This is a genomic window from Micrococcus sp. iso_239, assembly GCF_056173395.1.
In genome coordinates this window covers 2,496,855-2,513,867 of record NZ_CM149672.1, presented here as the reverse complement: position 1 = coordinate 2,513,867, position 17,013 = coordinate 2,496,855, and the positions used below count along the sequence as shown (strand labels likewise).

Below are 17,013 nucleotides of genomic sequence, written 5' to 3'. Positions count from 1 at the left end.
CGCCCCGCCGCTGCTCATGCGTCCCATCCTCCGATGTGCACGAGGGCGTCGCCGCGGTGCACCAGGGGTGCCTCGGTGCGGCCGATGACCACGCCGGTCAGCTCGGCCTTCACGTGCGCGAGGCGGCGGCCGAACGAGTTGTAGAGCGCGCCGATCCGGTCCCCGGCGTTCACGCGTTCGCCGAGGGAGACGTCCAGGTGCACGAGGCCGTCCGCGCGGGCGCGCACCCACGTGGACTGCCACACCAGGTAGGGGGCGTCCTGCTCACCGTCGACGACGTCGGGGTGCACGGCGGCGGTGTCCTCGCCGGTGGCGTCGGTCGCCTCGGGCACGTCCGTGGTCCGCTCCTCGGGGACCTCGCCGGGCAGCGGACCGGGGGCGTCGACGACGGCGTCCGGCCCGGGCTCGGTGAGCCCGACGTCCGCGGGATCCACCATGTCCAGGGCCGCGAGCACGCGCAGGACCCCGTCCACGCCGGGGGCGATCGCGTACTCGTCGAACCGCCAGGCCTCACCGGCCTCGTAGAGCAGCACGCGCGCGCCGGTCTCGCGGGCCGCGGCGCGCAGGGAGCCGTCCCGCAGGCGGGCGTGGAAGAGCACGGGCGCGCCGAACGCCTCGGCGAGCGCGCGGGTCTGGGGGTCCTCCAGGTCGCAGCGGATCTGCGGCAGGTTGGAGCGGCGGTCCGCACCGGTGTGCAGGTCGATGCCCACGGTGCAGCGGCCGATCACCTCGGTCATCATCAGGTGCGCGATGCGCGAGGCCAGCGAGCCCCGGGCAGAGCCGGGGAAGGAGCGGTTCAGGTCGCGGCGGTCGGGCAGGTAGCGGTCCCCGGCCATGACGCCGAGCACGTTGACGATGGGCACGGCCAGCAGGGTGCCGCGCAGGTGCGTGGGCTGCAGGCGCTCCAGGACGCGGCGGACGATCTCGACGCCGGCCACCTCGTCCCCGTGGATCGCGGCGGAGACCCACACGGTGGGCCCGTCCTCGCGGCCGTGCAGCACGTGCACGGGCAGGGTGACGTCCGCGCCGGTGACGAGCTGGGAGATCGGCAGGGACAGCTCGTGGCGGCGGCCTGCCGGGATCTCGACCCCGCCGAACGCGAAGGGGGCGCGGGCGGGGCGACGGCTCACGCGCGTCCCCGGTTCCGGCGGCGCACGCCGCGCGGCGGCTGCCCGCCCACGTACGAGGCGGCGGGGTCCACGAGGAGGCCGCCGGCGGCCAGCGCGGTGCGCCCCACGAGCATGCGGAAGCCCATCTCGTCCCGGTCGGTGAGCGTGACCTCGGCGTCCACGGTGCGCCCGGCCAGACGCAGCGGCATGAGCACCACGAACCGGTCCTGCACCTCGCCGTTGGAGGAGCGCACGGTGCGCACGTCCTCGACCGGCAGGTCCACGGTGCGGGCGTCCGCGGTGGACCCCTGCCACGGGTGGACCTCGAAGCGCACGCGGTCCTCGCCGTGGGGGCCGGTGTGCCGCTCGATCCGGAAGGCGTGGAGCGCCGAGGTGCGGGCACCGGTGTCGATCTTGGCCTTGATCCAGGGGGTGTGGGCGGCGGGCAGGCCGACCCATTCGCGCCAGCCCACCAGCCCCGGGCGAGCGGCGCCGTCGTCGGTGGGGGGCACGCCGTGGGGGGCAGGGGCCGTGTGCTTAGATTCAGACACGCCCCTCATCCTCCCAGGAAAGCGGTCATGAAGCTCGCCATCCTCTCCCGTTCCCTGCGCGCCTACTCGACGCAGCGACTCAAGACCGCGGCGCTCGAGCGCGGCCACCAGGTGAAGGTCCTGGACACCCTGCGCTTCGGGATCGACCTCAGCTCGGACGAGCCCGATCTGATGTTCCGTGGCCGCCCCCTCTCCGGCTATGACGCCGTGCTGCCGCGCATCGGCAACTCGGTGACCTACTTCGGCACCGCCGTGGTGCGCCAGTTCGAGCAGATGGACGTCTACACGCCCAACACGGCCGCCGGGATCATGAACTCGCGGGACAAGCTGCGGGCCACCCAGATCCTCTCCCGCCATGAGATCGACATGCCCGCCACCGTGTTCGTGCGCAACCGCGGCGAGGTGTCCACGGCGATCGACATGGTGGGCGGGGCGCCCGTGGTGATCAAGCTGCTCGAGGGCACCCAGGGCATCGGCGTGATCCTGGCGCCGACCAAGAAGGTGGCCGAGGCGATCATCGAGACGCTGCACGGCACCAACCAGCAGGTGCTCATCCAGCGGTTCGTGGAGGAGTCCAAGGGCACGGACATCCGCGCGCTCGTGGTGGGGGACCGCGTGGTGGCCGCGATGCGCCGCCGGGCCCAGGGGGACGAGTTCCGCTCCAACGTGCACCGCGGCGGCACCGTGGAGCGCGTCGAGCTCTCGCCCGAGTACGCGGAGACCGCCGTGCGGGCGGCCCACATCATGGGCCTGCGGGTGGCCGGCGTGGACATGCTCGAGGGCGAGCACGGCCCGCTGGTCATGGAGGTGAACTCCTCGCCGGGGCTGCAGGGCATCGAGGCCGCCACGGACCTGGACGTGGCCGGCGCGATCATCGACTACGTCGCGGACCAGGCCGGCTTCCCGGACATCGACGTGCGCCAGCGCCTGGCCGTGTCCACCGGGTACGGCGTCGGTGAGATCACCGTGCACGCCGGCTCCGGCTGGGTGGGCCAGTCCATCGAGGACTCCGGGCTGCTCGCGAAGGACCTGCAGGTGCTCACCCTGCACCGCGGCACCTGCGTGTTCCCCAACCCCGCGGACACCAAGGTCCTCGAGGAGGGCGACCGGCTGCTCTGCTTCGGCAAGACCGAGAACATGCGCGCCCTCATCCCCGCCCGCGCCCGCCGCCCCAAGCGCGTGCGGAAGCTGCCGGCCACTCCGATCCTCGCCTCCGTCGCCGAGGAGGCCCCGGCGCCCGAGGCGCCCGCCGACGACGCCTGAGCCCGGGCGCGGGGCTCAGCGGGCCGGGGCGAACGCGCCGATGCCCGTGAGGTGCCGGCCGAGCGTCAGCTGGTGGACCTCGTCCGTGCCCTCGTAGGTGCGCACGGACTCGAGGTTGTTCGCGTGCCGCAGCGGCGAGTGCTCCAGGGTGATGCCGTTGCCGCCGAGCATCTCGCGGGCCTCCCGGGCGATGCCGATGGCCACGCGGCAGTTGTCCAGCTTGCCGGCGGAGATCATGGCGGGGGTGAGCGGGCCGGCGTCCTTGGCGCGGCCGATCTGGTGCGCCAGCAGGTAGCCCTTGCCGATGGCCACGGCCATGTCCGCGAGCTTGGCCTGCGTCAGCTGGTGGGAGGCCAGCGGCACCCCGAACTGCTGCCGTTCCATCGCGTAGTCGAGGACGGCGTCGAAGGAGTCGCGGGCGGCGCCCATCGCGCCCCAGATGATCCCGTAGCGGGCCTCGTTGAGGCACTGGAAGGGGCCCTTGAGTCCGACGGCGGAGTCGGCCGGCAGCATCGCGGAGGCGGGCAGGCGCACGCTGTCGAGGTGGATCTCGCACTGCACCGAGGCCCGCATGGACAGCTTCTGGGTGATCGCCTCGGCGCGGAAGCCGGGGGTGTCCGTGGGGACCACGAAGCCGCGCACCCCGCGCCCGTCCCCGGGCTCGCCGGTCTGCGCCCAGATGATCGCGACGTCGGCCAGGGTGGCCAGCCCGATCCACCGCTTGACCCCGTCGAGCACCCAGTCGCCGCCGGGCTCCTGGCGGGCCGTCGTCGTCATGGAGGCCGGGTCCGAGCCGGCGCCCGGCTCGGTGAGGCCGAAGCAGCCGACCGCCTCGCCGGTGGTCATGCGCGGCAGCCACTGCGCCTTCTGCTCCTCGGAGCCGTGCTTGTGGATCGCGCCCATCGCGAGCGAGCCCTGCACCGAGACGAAGGTGCGCAGGCCGGAGTCGCCGGCCTCGAGCTCCTGGGCGGCGAGGCCGTACTCCACCGCCGAGCGGCCGGGCATGCCGTGGCCCTCGTAGGGCATGCCGAGCACGCCGAGGCGGCCCAGCTCGGGGACGATCTCGCGCGGGAACACGGCGTCGTCGTACCAGCGGGCGATGTGCGGGCGGATGTGCTCGTCCACGAAGCCGCGCACCTGCAGTGCGACGGCCTTCTCCTCGGCGGAGAACAGGGAGTCCAGGCCGACGACGTCGGCGCGGCCGAGGAACGAGTCGGCCTCGGCGTGGAACGGGATGGTCATGGCGGGGGTCCTCTCTGCGGGGTGGTCAGCGGGCGTCGAGCCAGGTGTTGACGGCCGCCGTGTCCGCACCGAGCGCGGGGGGCGCGTGGCGCGGGTGCGCGACGGGTGGGTCCCACTGCACCGGGTGGCGGAACTGCCGGCCGGCGGGGGCGCCGGAGCGGTCCTGGACCTCGACGGTCGGCTCGAGGCCGAGGGACTCGGCCAGCTCGACGCCCTCGGCGACGGTGGACACGAGGCCGACCGGGAGCCGCTCGGCCTGCAGCACGTCCCGCCAGTGGGCCGCCGTCTCGGCCGAGAGCGCGTCCTCCAGGGCGGCGCGCAGCTCCTCGCGGTACTCGACCCGGCCCGTGTTCGTGGTGAAGCGCGGGTCCTCGGCGAGCTCGGGGACGCCGAGGGCCGCGGCGAAGGTGCGGAACTGCGCGTCATTGCCGATGGCGACGGCGAGCGGCGCGTCCCGGCACGCCAGCAGCTGATAGGGGGCGATCGAGGGGTGGTCGTTGCCCATCCGCCGCGGGACGACGCCGGCGCCGAGCCAGGCCTGGCCCTGGTTGGCGAGCGCCCCCTGCAGCGAGGAGAGCAGGTTCAACCGCAGGTGGGCGCCCTCCCCGGTGTGCTCGCGGCGCAGCAGGGCCGCGAGCACGCCGGCGGTGAGGTCCTTGGCCGTGAGCACGTCCACCAGGGCGACGCCCGCCTTCATCGGGGCGTCCGGTTCGCCGGTGATGCTCATGAGCCCGCCCGCGGCCTGGACGATGAAGTCGTAGCCGGGCAGATCCCGGCCCTCGCGGTCGCCGAAGCCGGAGACGGCGGCGTAGACCACGGACGGGTTCTCCCGCGCGACGTCGTCGTAGCCCAGGCCGAGGCGCTCCATGGTGCCGGGCTTGAGGTTGTGGACCACGACGTCGGCCCGGGCGGCCAGGGCGGCGGCCCGCCGCTGGTCCTCGGGGTCCTTCAGGTCCCAGCCGACCGACTCCTTGTTGCGGTTCACGGACTCGAAGTAGGTGGCGCTCGTCGCCGAGCGGGGCGGGGCCCAGTCGCGGGTGTCGTCGCCGCGCTCGGGGTGCTCCACCTTGATGACGCGCGCCCCGAGGTCCGCCAGCGTCATGGTGGCGAGCGGGCCGGCGAGGACGCGGGAGAAGTCGGCGACGAGGACGCCGTCGAGGGGGAGCGAGGCCGGGGAGGGGGCGGTGGTGGCCGGGGGCACGGCGGACTCCTCACTGTGGCGGACGACACGACGACGGGTTCCACCCAAGCACCGTGCTCGCGTTCCGTCCAATGACTCTGGGGCGGGTCACTGACGTGCGTGAGTCATCGGCGCCGGGCGGTCCGGGGCGGCCGGGAGAGGTGGGCACGGGGAGGACCCGGGGCCGCGGGCAGACGCTGTCAACTTCGCCGTCCCCAGATCCGGGCACCTTGTCCACAGGAGTTGTCCACAGATGTGGAGGGTGTGGACGACGGTGTGGATAGGCCTGTACCAGGCGGTGTGATGAGGGCGCAAACGGGGGTGCTGTCAAGTTGGATCGACGGGGCCGAAAGGGGGGTGGAGAATCTTCCTCCACAGCCCTGGGGATCGCATCGTCCCAGGTCAGAGCCGGATTCTGGGGGTGGCCGAGCGGTTGTCCCCAGCGCGGTCCCCAGGCGATCCACACGACACGCCGCCGAATCCACACGTTGTCCACAAGGCCTGTGGGAAACGCGGTTGCCCAGCCTCCACGGCGCGCGTAGTGTCGCGTGGTATCCCCAACGCGAGGGCGGGTATTGGCCGCAGGTGACCACTGACAGGCGCGCATCCGCTCGGACCGTCGCCCCGGGGACCGTCGCACCGTCCGCCTGCAGGAGGGTGCGGCGGCACGGGCGGTGACAACAGAGGAATCAGGGCCGGGAAGACCGGCGAGGGCCGCCGTCGTGCGGGCTGTGGGAAGGGAGTCTCCGGACGTTGACTGAGAACTACGGAGACTCGGGCTCCTACGACGGCGGCCGTTCCTCTGAACGCTTCCTGCCGCCCCAGGACCTGGAGGCGGAGCGCTCGGTGCTGGGCGGCATGATGCTCTCCAAGGACGCGATCGCGGACGTGGTGGAGCTGCTGCGCGGCCACGACTTCTACCGGCCCAGCCACGAGATGATCTACGAGGCGATCATCGACCTCTACGGCCGCGGCGAGCCCGCGGACGCCGTCACGGTGGCGGACCTGCTGAACAAGCGCCAGGAGCTGAGCCGTGTGGGCGGCCCCGCCGTGCTGCACGAGCTCATCCAGTCCGTGCCCACCGCCGCCAACGCGAGCTTCTACGCGGAGATCGTGGCGGAGAAGGCCGTCCTGCGCCGCCTCGTCACCGCCGGCACCAAGATCACCCAGCTGGGATATCAGGGCGACGGCGAGGTAGAGGAGATCGTCAACGAGGCGCAGTCCGAGATCTACAAGGTCGCGGAGAACCGCCAGTCCGAGGACTACGTGCGCCTCGCGGAGATCATGGAGCACGCCGTCGACGAGATCGAGGCGGCCGGCAACCAGGGGGAGGGCCTGACGGGCGTCCCCACCGACTTCTACGACTTCGACGAGCTGACGCAGGGCCTGCACGGCGGACAGATGATCGTGATCGCGGCGCGCCCCGCCGTCGGCAAGTCCACGCTCGCGCTCGACTTCGCGCGGGCCGCGGCCATCCACCACAACATGGCCACCGTGTTCTTCAGCCTCGAGATGGGCAAGAACGAGATCGCCATGAGGCTCCTGAGCGCCGAGGCGACGATCGCGCTGCAGGACCTGCGCAAGGGCACCATCCGGGACGACCAGTGGTCCAAGATCGCGGCGACCGTGGGGCGGCTGAACGAGGCGCCGTTCTTCATCGACGACTCCCCGAACATGACGATGATGGAGATCCGCGCCAAGTGCCGGCGGCTCAAGCAGAAGAACAACCTCAAGATGGTGGTGCTGGACTACCTGCAGCTCATGAGCTCGGGCAAGAAGGTCGAGTCCCGTCAGCAGGAGGTGGCCGAGTTCTCCCGTGCCCTGAAACTGCTGGCCAAGGAGCTCGACGTACCGGTGATCGCGTTGAGCCAGTTGAACCGTGGGTCCGAGCAGCGCACGGACAAGCGGCCGCAGGTGTCCGACCTGCGTGAGTCCGGCTCGATCGAGCAGGACGCGGACATGGTGATCCTGCTGCACCGCGAGGACGTATACGACAAGGAGTCCCCGCGCGCCGGCGAGGCGGACCTGATCGTGGCCAAGCACCGCAACGGGCCGACGAAGACCATTGTGGTGGGGTTCCAGGGGCACTACAGTCGCTTCAGCAACCTCGCACAGGATGGCGGGGGTTCTGGCGGGTTTTAACCCCATTCAATGCGGAGGTTGAGATGTTGAAAGTCAGCGACGTATTTGTGCCAGGTAAATTGCCTAAGTACACCTACAACCCCCGAGAAAATTCCAAGATTGAAGATCAACTAAAAGATTACCTTGATGAGCTTGGGGCTATTCTCGCCATCTCTGGCCCCACAAAGACGGGTAAGACTGTTCTGGTGAGCCGTCTGGTCCAAAATCGTATTTGGATTGATGGTGGGCTGGTCGGGTCGATTGAGGATTTTTACAGACTTGTAGTTGATCGCGCGGGCGAATTTACGACCATCGAAGTGGCTGGCGCTGACGAATACACTGCCACCGATGAGACTTCTGGCGAGGCGAATCTGTTTGGGGCTGGAAAGTTTGCCGCTAAAGACGTTACTGGTCTCAACACGACAAACTCGAAGAGTGCTTCGGTCAATCGCCCCGCAAGTCAGGTTGCAACCGATGCGCTTCGTGTCTCTGGTCACGTTCTCGTGATAGATGACTTTCACTACATCGAGCCAGCCGTCCAGACGGCAATTATTCGATTTCTGAAGCCTCTAGTCATGAATGATGTTCCAGTTGTTCTGATGTCGACCTTCCATCGCGTTGGAGACGCGGTGCGAGCGGAGTCGGATATGAATGGAAGGCTGGCCACGATCAAAATTGACTTCTGGTCCACTGAAGAGTTGATGAAGATCGCCTCACTTGGATTCGAGAAACTTAACATCATTGATGATCCGGAAGTTTCAAGTATTCTAGCTGAGAATTCATTTGGAAGTCCCCAGCTAATGCAGACTTTCTGTCGCGAACTGTGCAAGTTCAATGGAATCAGGACGGAGCAGGAGCACCCCGTGGCACTCACTCCACCGGAGCAGTGGCGCACATTTTTCGAGGCGGCGATCGATGTTGAAGAGTCGGCCGCATGGTTCGAAACGTTCTTGGCAGGACCAAAGCTGCGCGGCAAGAAGAGAAACGTATATGACCTTGTGAATGGTCAGCGACACGACAAGTATGGTGTGATTCTCTCCGGATTTAATTCCGTACTTCCGCCCCTAACTTTTACAAGTGCGCGCTTAATGGAAGAGATTCAGGTGCTTGTGGCCGGTCAGGCCCCCCGGTCCAGTGACGTCTCTGCTGGTCTCTCCAATATCTCTAAAATGGCGTTTGGCGACTCAGAGGTCGTGGATGAGACCGATTTGAGCGAAGGTGTCGAGGAGGGTCTGACTACCTCAATTTCGCTGTCGTCCCTGGACCACGCTCCGGCGAGTTCCCCTCTAAATGCGGATTCAAGGTCTAACCTGGCTCTTCACGGTTCGTGGTGATGGGGAGCGTCGCGTCGCTGGCGTAAGACGGCTCGTGGTCCTGCTGTGATGGGTGTTGTCAAGACATCCACATTCCAGAGGACCACGAGCCTGTGCACGAGAGTACTGGTTCGCAGCGCGATGCTGCGAGCACGATCTTCAACCTGCCCAACTATCGCGTCATCGACGCGTTCGACCTGCCCGACGGGGACCGGCGGGTGGTGATCGCCTCGACCGTTCCGCCGGGCTGCCCCGCTTGCGGGGTGCTCGCGACGAAGGTCCACTCCCGCCGGGACCAGCAGATTCGGGACGTCCCGATTGCTGGGGCGATAGAGGTGGTGTGGGCCAAGCGGCGCTGGTTCTGCCTCGAGCCGGCCTGCACCAGGGGCACGTTCTGGGAGTCCACCGAGCAGGTCCCGCGATACGCACGCTCGACGACCCGGTTGCGGGAGCAGGTGGTCTCGGCCGTGATCACTTCCGGCAGAGCAGCCTCGGAGGTGGCCCGGGCCCACGGCGTCTCGTGGTGGCTGGTCCAGGCCGCCCTGGCGGCTGCTGCCGTCGTCCTGCCTGCCGTCGACGACGTCCCGGTGACGCGCCTGGGCATCGATGAGCACCGCTACCGCACGGTGCGCTGGTTCCGCACCGATCAGGGAGCCTGGAGACGGTTCGAACCGTGGATGACGACGCTGGTCAACCTGGCCACCGGGCAGGTGCTCGGCATAGTCGATGGCCGCAACTCCGCTGCGGTCGGTGACTGGCTCGGCCAGCGCTCAGAGCCTTGGCGGGAGCGGATCGAGATCGTCGCGATCGATCCGTCAGCCGCGTTCCGCAAGGCCTTGCGGGACTACCTGCCCCGGGCCGCGGTCTCGGTCGACAAGTTCCACCTCGTGAAACTGGGCAACGACATGGTCACCACGGTCCGTCAGCGCCTGTCCCGCACCCACCGTGGTCGTCGGGGCCGCAAGGACGATCCGGCCTGGGCCCACAGGATGCTGCTGCTGCGCGGCGCGGACACCCTCACCCCTCGCGCCTGGGAACGGCTTGAGCACGTTTTCCGCACCGATGACCCCACCGACGAGCTCTCGGCCGCCTGGGGCATCAAGGAACAGCTCCGGCGCCTGCTGACCACCGACACCCTCGCCCAGGCCTGGGACGAACGGATGCGGATGGGCTACTTCGCCCAGATCGCAAACATGCCCGAGGCGACCAAGCTCTACGACACCGTCGTGGCCTGGTGGGACGCGATCGAAGTCCTGATCGTCACCGGCGCGACCACCGCCCGCGTCGAGGCAGCGAACACCGGCATCAAGAACATCAAACGCACCGGCCGCGGATTCCGCAACGCCGAGAACTACCGGACCCGTATCCTGCTGACCAGCGCCGCGAGAACCGTAGCGTGAATACCCGCCACTGCAGGGTCATTCACCACGAACCGCGAAGAGCCTCTAACCTGCGGTTTGCGAACGCCAAGAAGCGTCCCGTTCTGGAATATCTGGAAAAGGGAAACACGAGCTCGGTCTATATTCTCGACCCGTTCTTCGCATTTTATGTTAAATGGCACGCGCCCCAGGCCCTCTCGGAACATGCTAAACTCCGCAACGTTGCGGCAGTTGATTCACTGGAACCTTGAACTATGTGGGATGAATATTGTTCGTTAGTTGCGTTGGGCGCAGGCTCCACGTAGGGCTCATCGCAGCGGAAGGGTGATCAGGGGTCCTCGGCAGAATGGGGTCCCATGGAGTCCACCCAGCCCTTCGTCTTCTCCCTCGGTGCGGTCCTCGCCGCCGCCGGCCTCGACCCGCACGACGTCCTGGCCATCCGCCACACCTACAAGGCGTCGGGGCTGCCATCGCGGGCGGCGGCCACGCCGGAGCGCGTGCTCGCCTACACGCGGGAGCAGCACCACGTGGGGAAGTTCCCGAAGGAGCCTGCCCGCCACTGGCTCATCTTCATGGGGGAGGGCGGGCGTCGTTCTCGCCTCACCGCCGTGTACGAGAACTGCGGGGAGGCCGTGGCTGAGCGCACGGAGCGGTACCGGTACTACGACGTTGTGCCGGTGCCGCTGCTGGCGTCCCTCGAGGAGCGCCTGGTGGTGGAGTGGTCCGCAGACCCCGTGAACTGGGCCAAGCGCGGCGTGGCTGCGGCCACTTTTCCCGTCCTCGAGATCGCCGATCCCACCACCGAGGCGTTCCCCGGCTTCGACCACGTGCTGTTCAGCTACGGGGACCTGCAGTCACTGGTGACCGAGACCCGCTACGCAGGCTGGCGCACCGCCCTGGAGGCCGTACGCGGGATCTACCTGATCGCCGACGAGACCGCGGGCCGGTGCTACGTCGGCAAGGCCGACGGTGAGCGTGGTGTGCTCGGACGGTGGGAGGCCTACGCCCGTGACGGGCATGGCGGAAACGTCGCCCTCCGGGATGCCCTGGAGCTCGACCCCGACCAGCCGGAGCGGTACATGTTCAGCTTGTTGCGCGTGTTCGGCTCCAATACCCCGCAGGCCCAGATCGACGCCGCGGAGAAGCACTACAAGGAGGCTCTGATGACGCGCCGGTTCGGACTGAACCGGAACTGAACGGACGTCGTTGTCCGGGGGGAGAGAGCGAAGGGCAGACGGGAGGGGGGATGGATTGCCCGCGCCGAGCCTTGCGGAGGAGGGCAAGTGCGCCATCCAGGCACAGCAGCCATCGCTGAGTTCCTCGAATGTGACTGCCCACGAGCACACGGGGCATCCGCAAGCCGCCCGCATTGATGTCGCCGCGCGGGCCGACGTCGTCGAGGCGGGCGGGCCAGGTCTGATGGGTGTGAACGGCCTCCCCGGAACCGGCAAGATGACGATGCTCCGGGACATCCTGGCGTCCAACGTCGTCGAACGAGCACGCCGATTGTCTGCGTGTGAGAACCCACTCGACGCCTTCACCGAACGCACCCATGAGTGGACCGGCGAGGGCAGGATGCGACGACGGGCGCGCGAACTCCGGCCCGAGGTGGCCGGCCTCGAAAAGGTGGTGGCCTCGGCGAACAACGCGGACGAGGAGAACCTCTCCGAGGAGATTCCACATCGGAGCGCCATCAAGGACGGCCGGAACGTGGATGCGGACTACTTCGCCTGCCTGGCCACCGCCGCCTTGGGCGGAAGCGGCGGGGGAAGAGGACGCCCTGGGTGAGGACAGCTTGACGTCGGAGCAGCCGGGCACCTCGGGCCTGGCCGCTGCACCGATGGCAACGGCACCGACCCCCGCCCCGCTCCGCGCGCAGGCGGCCGACGAGGGGGTAGTGCTGCTCGGGGTCCTTCTGGAGGGCCCGGACCGGCCCGGGGCGCACGGGGCGCACGGGGCCGGCCGGACCGACCTACGGACCGGACGGCTCAGCCCTGGGCCGACTCGACGTCCTCGTCGACCCAGTCGCGGGAGCGTTCCACGGCCTTCTTCCACAGCCGCAGGGCGCGCTCAACCTCCTCCTCGTCCGTGGTGGGCTCCCAGCGCTTGTCCTCTTCCCAGTTGGCCACGAGCTCGTCCTGGGACGCCCAGAACCCCACCGCCAGGCCTGCGGCGTAGGCGGCGCCGAGAGCGGTGGTCTCGATGACCTTGGGGCGCACGACGGGCACGCGCAGCAGGTCCGCCTGGAACTGCATGAGCAGCTCGTTGGCGACCATGCCACCGTCGACCTTCAGTTCGGTGAGGTCCACGCCGGAGTCCGCGTTCATGGCGTCCAGGACCTCGCGGCTCTGGAAGGCGGTAGCCTCGAGCGCCGCGCGGGCGATGTGCCCCTTGTTGACGTAACGGGTCATGCCCACCATGACGCCGCGGGCCGCGGCGTCCCAGTGCGGGGCGAAGAGGCCGGAGAACGCGGGGACGAAGTACACGCCGCCGTTGTCCTCCACGCCGGCGGCCAGGGTCTCGACCTCCGGGGCGCTGCCGATCATCCCGAGGTTGTCCCGCAGCCACTGGATCAGCGAGCCGGTGACGGCGATCGAGCCCTCCAGCGCGTACACCGGCTTCTGGTCGCCAATGCGGTACGCCACCGTGGTGAGCAGGCCGTTGTCCGAGTGCACCGGCTCCTCGCCGGTGTTGATCAGCATGAAGTTGCCGGTGCCGTACGTGTTCTTGGCCTGGCCGACCTCGAAGCACGCCTGGCCGAAGGTCGCCGCGTGCTGGTCGCCCAGGATGCCGGTGATCGGCGTCTCGCGCAGCAGCTGCTGGCCGGATACGGTGCCCACCTCGGCGGAGGAGCTGACGATCTCCGGAAGCATGGACATCGGGATGCCCATGTCCGCGCAGATCTCCTCGTTCCAGTCGAGGGTGTCCAGGTTCATCAGCATGGTGCGGGAGGCGTTGGTGACGTCGGTGACGTGCCGGCCGCCCTCGCCGCCGCCGGTGAGATTCCACACGAGCCACGAGTCCGTGGTGCCGAAGATGAGGTCGCCGTTCTCGGCGGCCTCCCGGGCACCGTCCACGTTCTCCAGAATCCAGGCCACCTTGGGGCCGGAGAAGTACGTGGCCAGGGGCAGCCCGACGCGCTCCTTGTAGCGGTCCGCGCCGACGTCGCCGGCCAGGCGCTCGCAGAGGTGGTCGGTGCGGGTGTCCTGCCACACGATGGCGTTGTACACCGGCTTGCCGGTGTTGCGGTCCCACACCACGGTGGTCTCACGCTGGTTCGTGATGCCCACGGCGGCGACGTCGTGTCGGGTCACCTCGGCGCGGGCCAGGGCCTCGCCGATGACCTCGCGGGTGTTCGTCCAGATCTCCACCGGGTCGTGCTCCACCCAGCCGGCGCGCGGGAAGATCTGCTCGTGTTCGCGCTGACCAGTGGACACGATGGCCCCACTGTGGTCGAAGAGGATCGCGCGCGTGGACGTGGTGCCCTGGTCGATGGCCATCACGTAGCGGGGGGTGGTCATGTCCTACTCCTTCGGAGGTGGTCACGGGGGTGTGGGGGTGGCGGGCACGTTCCCGCAGGGGAACGTGCCCGCCGGGGTTGGACGGGCAGACCGCTCAGACGAACAGAGGCGCGGCGAGGCCGGCCAGGACGGCGCCGACGAGCGGGCCGACGATCGGCACCCAGGCGTAGCCCCAGTCCGAGCCGCCCTTGTGCCGGATCGGCGCGACGGCGTGGAACAGGCGGGGGCCCAGGTCGCGCGCCGGGTTGATGGCGTACCCCGTGGGGCCGCCCAGGCTCGCGCCGATCGCGACGACGAGCAGGGCCACCGCGAGCGGGCCGAGCCCGGAGGGGGTGGAGCCGAAGAGCAGGATCACGAACACCAGGACGAACGTGGCGATCACCTCGGTGACCATGTTCCACAGCGGGTTGCGGATCTCGGGACCTGTGGCGAACGTGCCCAGGATCGCGCCCTGGTCCGTCTCCGCCTGGTAGTGGTCGCGGTAGGCCAGCCAGGCCAGGGCCGCGCCGAGGAAGGCGCCGATCAGCTGCGCCGCGAAGTACGCGAGCGTGGTGCCGAGGGTCACGGCGATGCCGGGGGCGTACTCCTCGGCGCCGCTGACGAGCAGGCCGACGGTCACGGCGGGGTTCAGGTGCGCACCGGTCGCGGCAGCGACGTAGACGCCCGCGAAGACGCCCAGCCCCCAGCCGAAGCTGATGAGCAGCCAGCCTCCGCCGTTGCCCTTGGTCTTCGTCAGGACGACGTTGGCGACGACGCCGACGCCGAGCAGGAGGAGGATGGCCGTGCCGGCGATCTCATGCAGGAAGATCGTGCCCATGGACGGGCTCCTTTCCGTGGACGGGGGCGGCGTCGGCAGCTGCGAGCGCGGCGGCGGCGGTGACGTCGTCGTGGGCGGTCTCGCCGCGGAGGCGGGCGGCGACGAGGTCCTTGTACGCCCGGATCTCACCGGCGATGCGCTCTTCATCCCAGCCCAGCTCGGGGGCCACGAGGGACGCGATCTCCGCGGCCGCCGCGACGCCGCGGTCACGGACCTCGGTGGACAGGCGCGTGCGGCGCTCGATGACGTCGTCCAGGTGGACGACGCCCTCGGCCCGGGCGGCGTGGACGATCTCGGCGCGCAGGTAGCGCGGCGCCTCGGCGAGAGGGACGCTCAGGGACGGGTCGGCGTCGATCAGGTCGAGCACGTGGCGCAGCACGGTGCCGTAGCGGAACAGGAGCCGGTCCACGCGGGCCTCGTCCAGGCCGTAGTCGGCGGCGATGCGGTCCGCCTCCGCCTCGATCTCCGAGTAGCCGAGGCCGCCGAGCACGGGGATGTGCTCGGTGAGGCTGGGACGGGTCGGGTGGGTCTCGCGCACCACGAAGTCCACGACGTCCTCGGCCATGGCCCGGTACGTGGTCCACTTGCCGCCGGCCACGGCGGTGAGGCCGGGGGCCACCTCGGTGACGGTGTGCTCACGGGAGATCTTGGTGGAGCCGCCGTCGGATCCGGTGACCGGCTGCAGGAGCGGGCGCAGGCCGGCGTACGTGGCGATCACGTCGTCTCGCGTGAGGTCCTCCTTCAGCACCGCGTTGGCGTGCTCGAGGATGTAGTCGATGTCGTCCGCGGTGGTGGCCGGATGGGCCACGTCCTCCGCCCACGGGGTGTCCGTGGTGCCGATCACCCAGTACTCGTCCCACGGGATGAGGAACAGCACGGACTTCTCCGTCTTGGTGATCACGCCGGTGGCGGCGTCGGCGCGGATGCGGTCGCGCGGGACGGTGATGTGGGCGCCCTTGGAGGCGAGCACCTCGAGGCCGCCGTCGGCCCCGGCCAGCTCCTGCTGCTCCTGGGTCCACACGCCCCCGGCCAGGATGACGGCGCGCGCGTGCACGTCGAACTCCTCGCCGGAGGTCTCCTCGCGGACACGCACGCCCTGCACACGGCCGTCGTCGCCGCGCAGGTAGCCGGTGACGGCGGTGTAGTTGGCGGCCACGGCGCCGTGGTCCACGGCGGATCGCACGAGCATCATGGCCAGGCGGGCGTCGTCGAACTGGGCGTCGGCGTACTCCACCGCGCCGACGATCTTCTCGTCGTCGAGGGAGGGGAAGGTCGCGGCCATGGAGCGGCGGCTGAGATGGCGGTGCGCGCCCATCGCGCGGCGGCGGCCGAGCGACTGCATGGCGTCGTACATGGTGACGCCGGCGCCGATGAAGCCGCGGTCGATCACCTTGTGGAAGAACGGGAAGACGAAGCGCAGGGGACGCACCAGGTGGGGCGCGGTCTGGGTGAGCAGCAGGTCGCGCTCCCGCAGCGCCTCGTACACCAGCTTGACGTCCAGCATCTCGAGGTAGCGCAGGCCACCGTGCATGAGGCGGGAGGAGCGGGACGAGGTCCCGGAGGCCCAGTCGCGGGCCTCGACGATGCCCACGTCGAGGCCGCGGGTGGCCGCGTCGAACGCGGCGCCCACGCCGGTGGAGCCGCCGCCCACGACCAGGATGTCGAGGGGGGCCTCCGGGCTGGTGGCCCGGAGGCGGGCGAGGTGGTCCTCCCGCGTGGCGGCGGAGAGGGGGACGGTTCGCAGGGTCGGCATGGGGGGTTGCTCCTTTATCAGTGGAAGCACAGTGTAGTGGCGTGGCTCACGATACCCAGTATCAGCACGAGCCGAGGTCCATGATGTCACTCCCGGGCCGCGGGTATGCACGCGTCGGGTACGGTCTCGCGGAACCCGAGCCGCTCGAACAGCGGCACGTCGGCGCGCGTGGAGGTGGCTCGTCCCACACGCTCCTCGGGCTGTGGCACCTCACCCTGTTCCGCTGGAACGAGGGCGGAGCGCCTCGGGTGACGCGTGCCCTCGGGTGAGGCCCCGCCCCTACACTCCGACCATGGACATCACCGTCGGCGCCGTCGGCCGCGCCTCGCTCTCGGACTGGGAGCAGGAATGCTGCGGTGACTCGATCGCCGTGGGGGAAGTCCACGAGCTGATCCTGCTGCCCTCCCGGGGAGTGAGTCAGGCTGGGCCCCTGGCCTCTGCAGGCTGGGTCGTCACCCATCACGACGACGGCAGCCCCGCCGGGTCGATCCCGTTGCGTCGTGTGCGGGCCGTGGTGAGGGCGGCACACGAGGTGTGGCCCTCGGGGCGGCTCGCCGAGATCGACCGCGTCCCCGGCCACGCTGACCTGACGATCCTTGAGCCAGAGGAGGCCACCGGCCTCGGCTTGGGGGAGGTCGTCTACGTCGGCGCCTACGAGCCGGTGCTCCCCGAGACTCCCCGCCCTGACGAGTGGCCTCTCGACCTGGAGATCCTCGAGGACCTCGGTCCGCACACCTGGTGAGCCTCGCGAGTCCACCCCCTCA

Annotated in this window: 14 protein-coding genes; 7 read left to right on the top strand and 7 right to left on the bottom strand. The window is 69.5% G+C overall.

All coding sequences use genetic code 11. The annotated features are described in order from the left end of the window. Window positions 1-14: 14 nt before the first annotated feature. Together AC0VX2_RS11745 and AC0VX2_RS11740 are read right to left on the bottom strand one after the other, a co-directional pair. Window positions 15-1,130: a succinylglutamate desuccinylase/aspartoacylase family protein gene (locus AC0VX2_RS11745; RefSeq protein WP_185194596.1), complete on the bottom strand. Its 1,116-nt coding sequence runs from the start codon at window positions 1,128-1,130 to the stop codon at window positions 15-17. After that, on the bottom strand, window positions 1,127-1,660 hold the full coding sequence (locus AC0VX2_RS11740; protein WP_251393485.1) for an ATP-dependent zinc protease family protein: 534 nt from the start codon (window positions 1,658-1,660) through the stop codon (window positions 1,127-1,129). The genes AC0VX2_RS11745 and AC0VX2_RS11740 overlap by 4 nt, the downstream gene beginning before the upstream one ends. Window positions 1,661-1,687: 27 nt before the next feature. On the opposite strand from AC0VX2_RS11740, the gene rimK reads away from it, so the two are divergent. Continuing rightward, complete coding sequence (gene rimK, locus AC0VX2_RS11735; RefSeq protein ID WP_123243984.1) at window positions 1,688-2,923, top strand: 30S ribosomal protein S6--L-glutamate ligase; 1,236 nt, start codon at window positions 1,688-1,690, stop codon at window positions 2,921-2,923. A 15-nt stretch (window positions 2,924-2,938) separates the two neighbouring features. Here the strand turns inward: rimK and AC0VX2_RS11730 are convergent, their stop codons facing one another. Together AC0VX2_RS11730 and AC0VX2_RS11725 are read right to left on the bottom strand one after the other, a co-directional pair. After that, window positions 2,939-4,165: an acyl-CoA dehydrogenase family protein gene (locus AC0VX2_RS11730; protein WP_123243983.1), complete on the bottom strand. Its 1,227-nt coding sequence runs from the start codon at window positions 4,163-4,165 to the stop codon at window positions 2,939-2,941. Between the two features lie 25 nt (window positions 4,166-4,190). Beyond that, window positions 4,191-5,366, bottom strand: a complete 1,176-nt coding sequence (locus AC0VX2_RS11725) for a CaiB/BaiF CoA transferase family protein (RefSeq protein WP_123243982.1) — start codon at window positions 5,364-5,366, stop codon at window positions 4,191-4,193. 732 nt (window positions 5,367-6,098) lie between these two features. Here AC0VX2_RS11725 and dnaB point away from each other — a divergent pair. From dnaB to AC0VX2_RS11700, 5 genes are all read left to right on the top strand, one after another. After that, window positions 6,099-7,487 carry a replicative DNA helicase gene (gene dnaB, locus AC0VX2_RS11720; RefSeq protein ID WP_010079804.1) on the top strand — a complete coding sequence of 463 codons (1,389 nt, stop codon included), beginning with the start codon at window positions 6,099-6,101 and terminating at the stop codon, window positions 7,485-7,487. 23 nt (window positions 7,488-7,510) lie between these two features. Further along, window positions 7,511-8,800 carry a hypothetical protein gene (locus tag AC0VX2_RS11715; protein ID WP_475432591.1) on the top strand — a complete coding sequence of 430 codons (1,290 nt, stop codon included), beginning with the start codon at window positions 7,511-7,513 and terminating at the stop codon, window positions 8,798-8,800. A gap of 92 nt (window positions 8,801-8,892) precedes the next feature. Then, window positions 8,893-10,179, top strand: coding sequence for an ISL3 family transposase (locus tag AC0VX2_RS11710; protein ID WP_355505385.1), 1,287 nt, complete (start codon window positions 8,893-8,895; stop codon window positions 10,177-10,179). A gap of 335 nt (window positions 10,180-10,514) precedes the next feature. Then, entirely contained in the window at window positions 10,515-11,354 is an 840-nt protein-coding gene (locus tag AC0VX2_RS11705; protein ID WP_123243981.1) for a GIY-YIG nuclease family protein, read from the top strand. A gap of 55 nt (window positions 11,355-11,409) precedes the next feature. Next, entirely contained in the window at window positions 11,410-11,946 is a 537-nt protein-coding gene (locus AC0VX2_RS11700) for a hypothetical protein (protein WP_070708744.1), read from the top strand. Window positions 11,947-12,146: 200 nt separating this feature from the next. Here AC0VX2_RS11700 and glpK read toward each other — a convergent pair whose 3' ends face one another. From glpK to AC0VX2_RS11685, 3 genes are all read right to left on the bottom strand, one after another. Next, window positions 12,147-13,679: a glycerol kinase GlpK gene (gene glpK / locus AC0VX2_RS11695; RefSeq protein ID WP_049145088.1), complete on the bottom strand. Its 1,533-nt coding sequence runs from the start codon at window positions 13,677-13,679 to the stop codon at window positions 12,147-12,149. A 94-nt stretch (window positions 13,680-13,773) separates the two neighbouring features. Next, on the bottom strand, window positions 13,774-14,496 hold the full coding sequence (locus AC0VX2_RS11690) for an MIP/aquaporin family protein (protein ID WP_010079813.1): 723 nt from the start codon (window positions 14,494-14,496) through the stop codon (window positions 13,774-13,776). Next, a complete protein-coding gene (locus AC0VX2_RS11685; RefSeq protein ID WP_044659370.1) occupies window positions 14,474-16,249 on the bottom strand; it encodes a glycerol-3-phosphate dehydrogenase/oxidase in 1,776 nt (591 codons plus the stop codon). Before AC0VX2_RS11685 ends, AC0VX2_RS11690 begins: the two co-directional genes overlap by 23 nt. Before the next feature lie 292 nt (window positions 16,250-16,541). Between AC0VX2_RS11685 and AC0VX2_RS11680 the strand changes: the two genes are divergently transcribed. After that, window positions 16,542-16,991 (top strand): hypothetical protein, encoded by a 450-nt coding sequence (locus tag AC0VX2_RS11680; RefSeq protein ID WP_070708974.1) that lies wholly within the window; start codon window positions 16,542-16,544, stop codon window positions 16,989-16,991. Window positions 16,992-17,013: the final 22 nt, after the last annotated feature.

Excerpts from the sequence above, each read along its gene's own strand:
- glpK (WP_049145088.1), bottom strand. The coding sequence starts at position 13,679 with ATGACCACCCCCCGCTACGTGATGGCCATCGACCAGGGCACCACGTCC.
- AC0VX2_RS11705 (WP_123243981.1), top strand. The coding sequence starts at position 10,515 with ATGGAGTCCACCCAGCCCTTCGTCTTCTCCCTCGGTGCGGTCCTCGCC.
- AC0VX2_RS11730 (WP_123243983.1), bottom strand. The coding sequence starts at position 4,165 with ATGACCATCCCGTTCCACGCCGAGGCCGACTCGTTCCTCGGCCGCGCC.
- AC0VX2_RS11680 (WP_070708974.1), top strand. The coding sequence starts at position 16,542 with ATGGACATCACCGTCGGCGCCGTCGGCCGCGCCTCGCTCTCGGACTGG.
- AC0VX2_RS11690 (WP_010079813.1), bottom strand. The coding sequence starts at position 14,496 with ATGGGCACGATCTTCCTGCATGAGATCGCCGGCACGGCCATCCTCCTC.
- rimK (WP_123243984.1), top strand. The coding sequence starts at position 1,688 with ATGAAGCTCGCCATCCTCTCCCGTTCCCTGCGCGCCTACTCGACGCAG.
- AC0VX2_RS11715 (WP_475432591.1), top strand. The coding sequence starts at position 7,511 with ATGTTGAAAGTCAGCGACGTATTTGTGCCAGGTAAATTGCCTAAGTAC.
- AC0VX2_RS11685 (WP_044659370.1), bottom strand. The coding sequence starts at position 16,249 with ATGCCGACCCTGCGAACCGTCCCCCTCTCCGCCGCCACGCGGGAGGAC.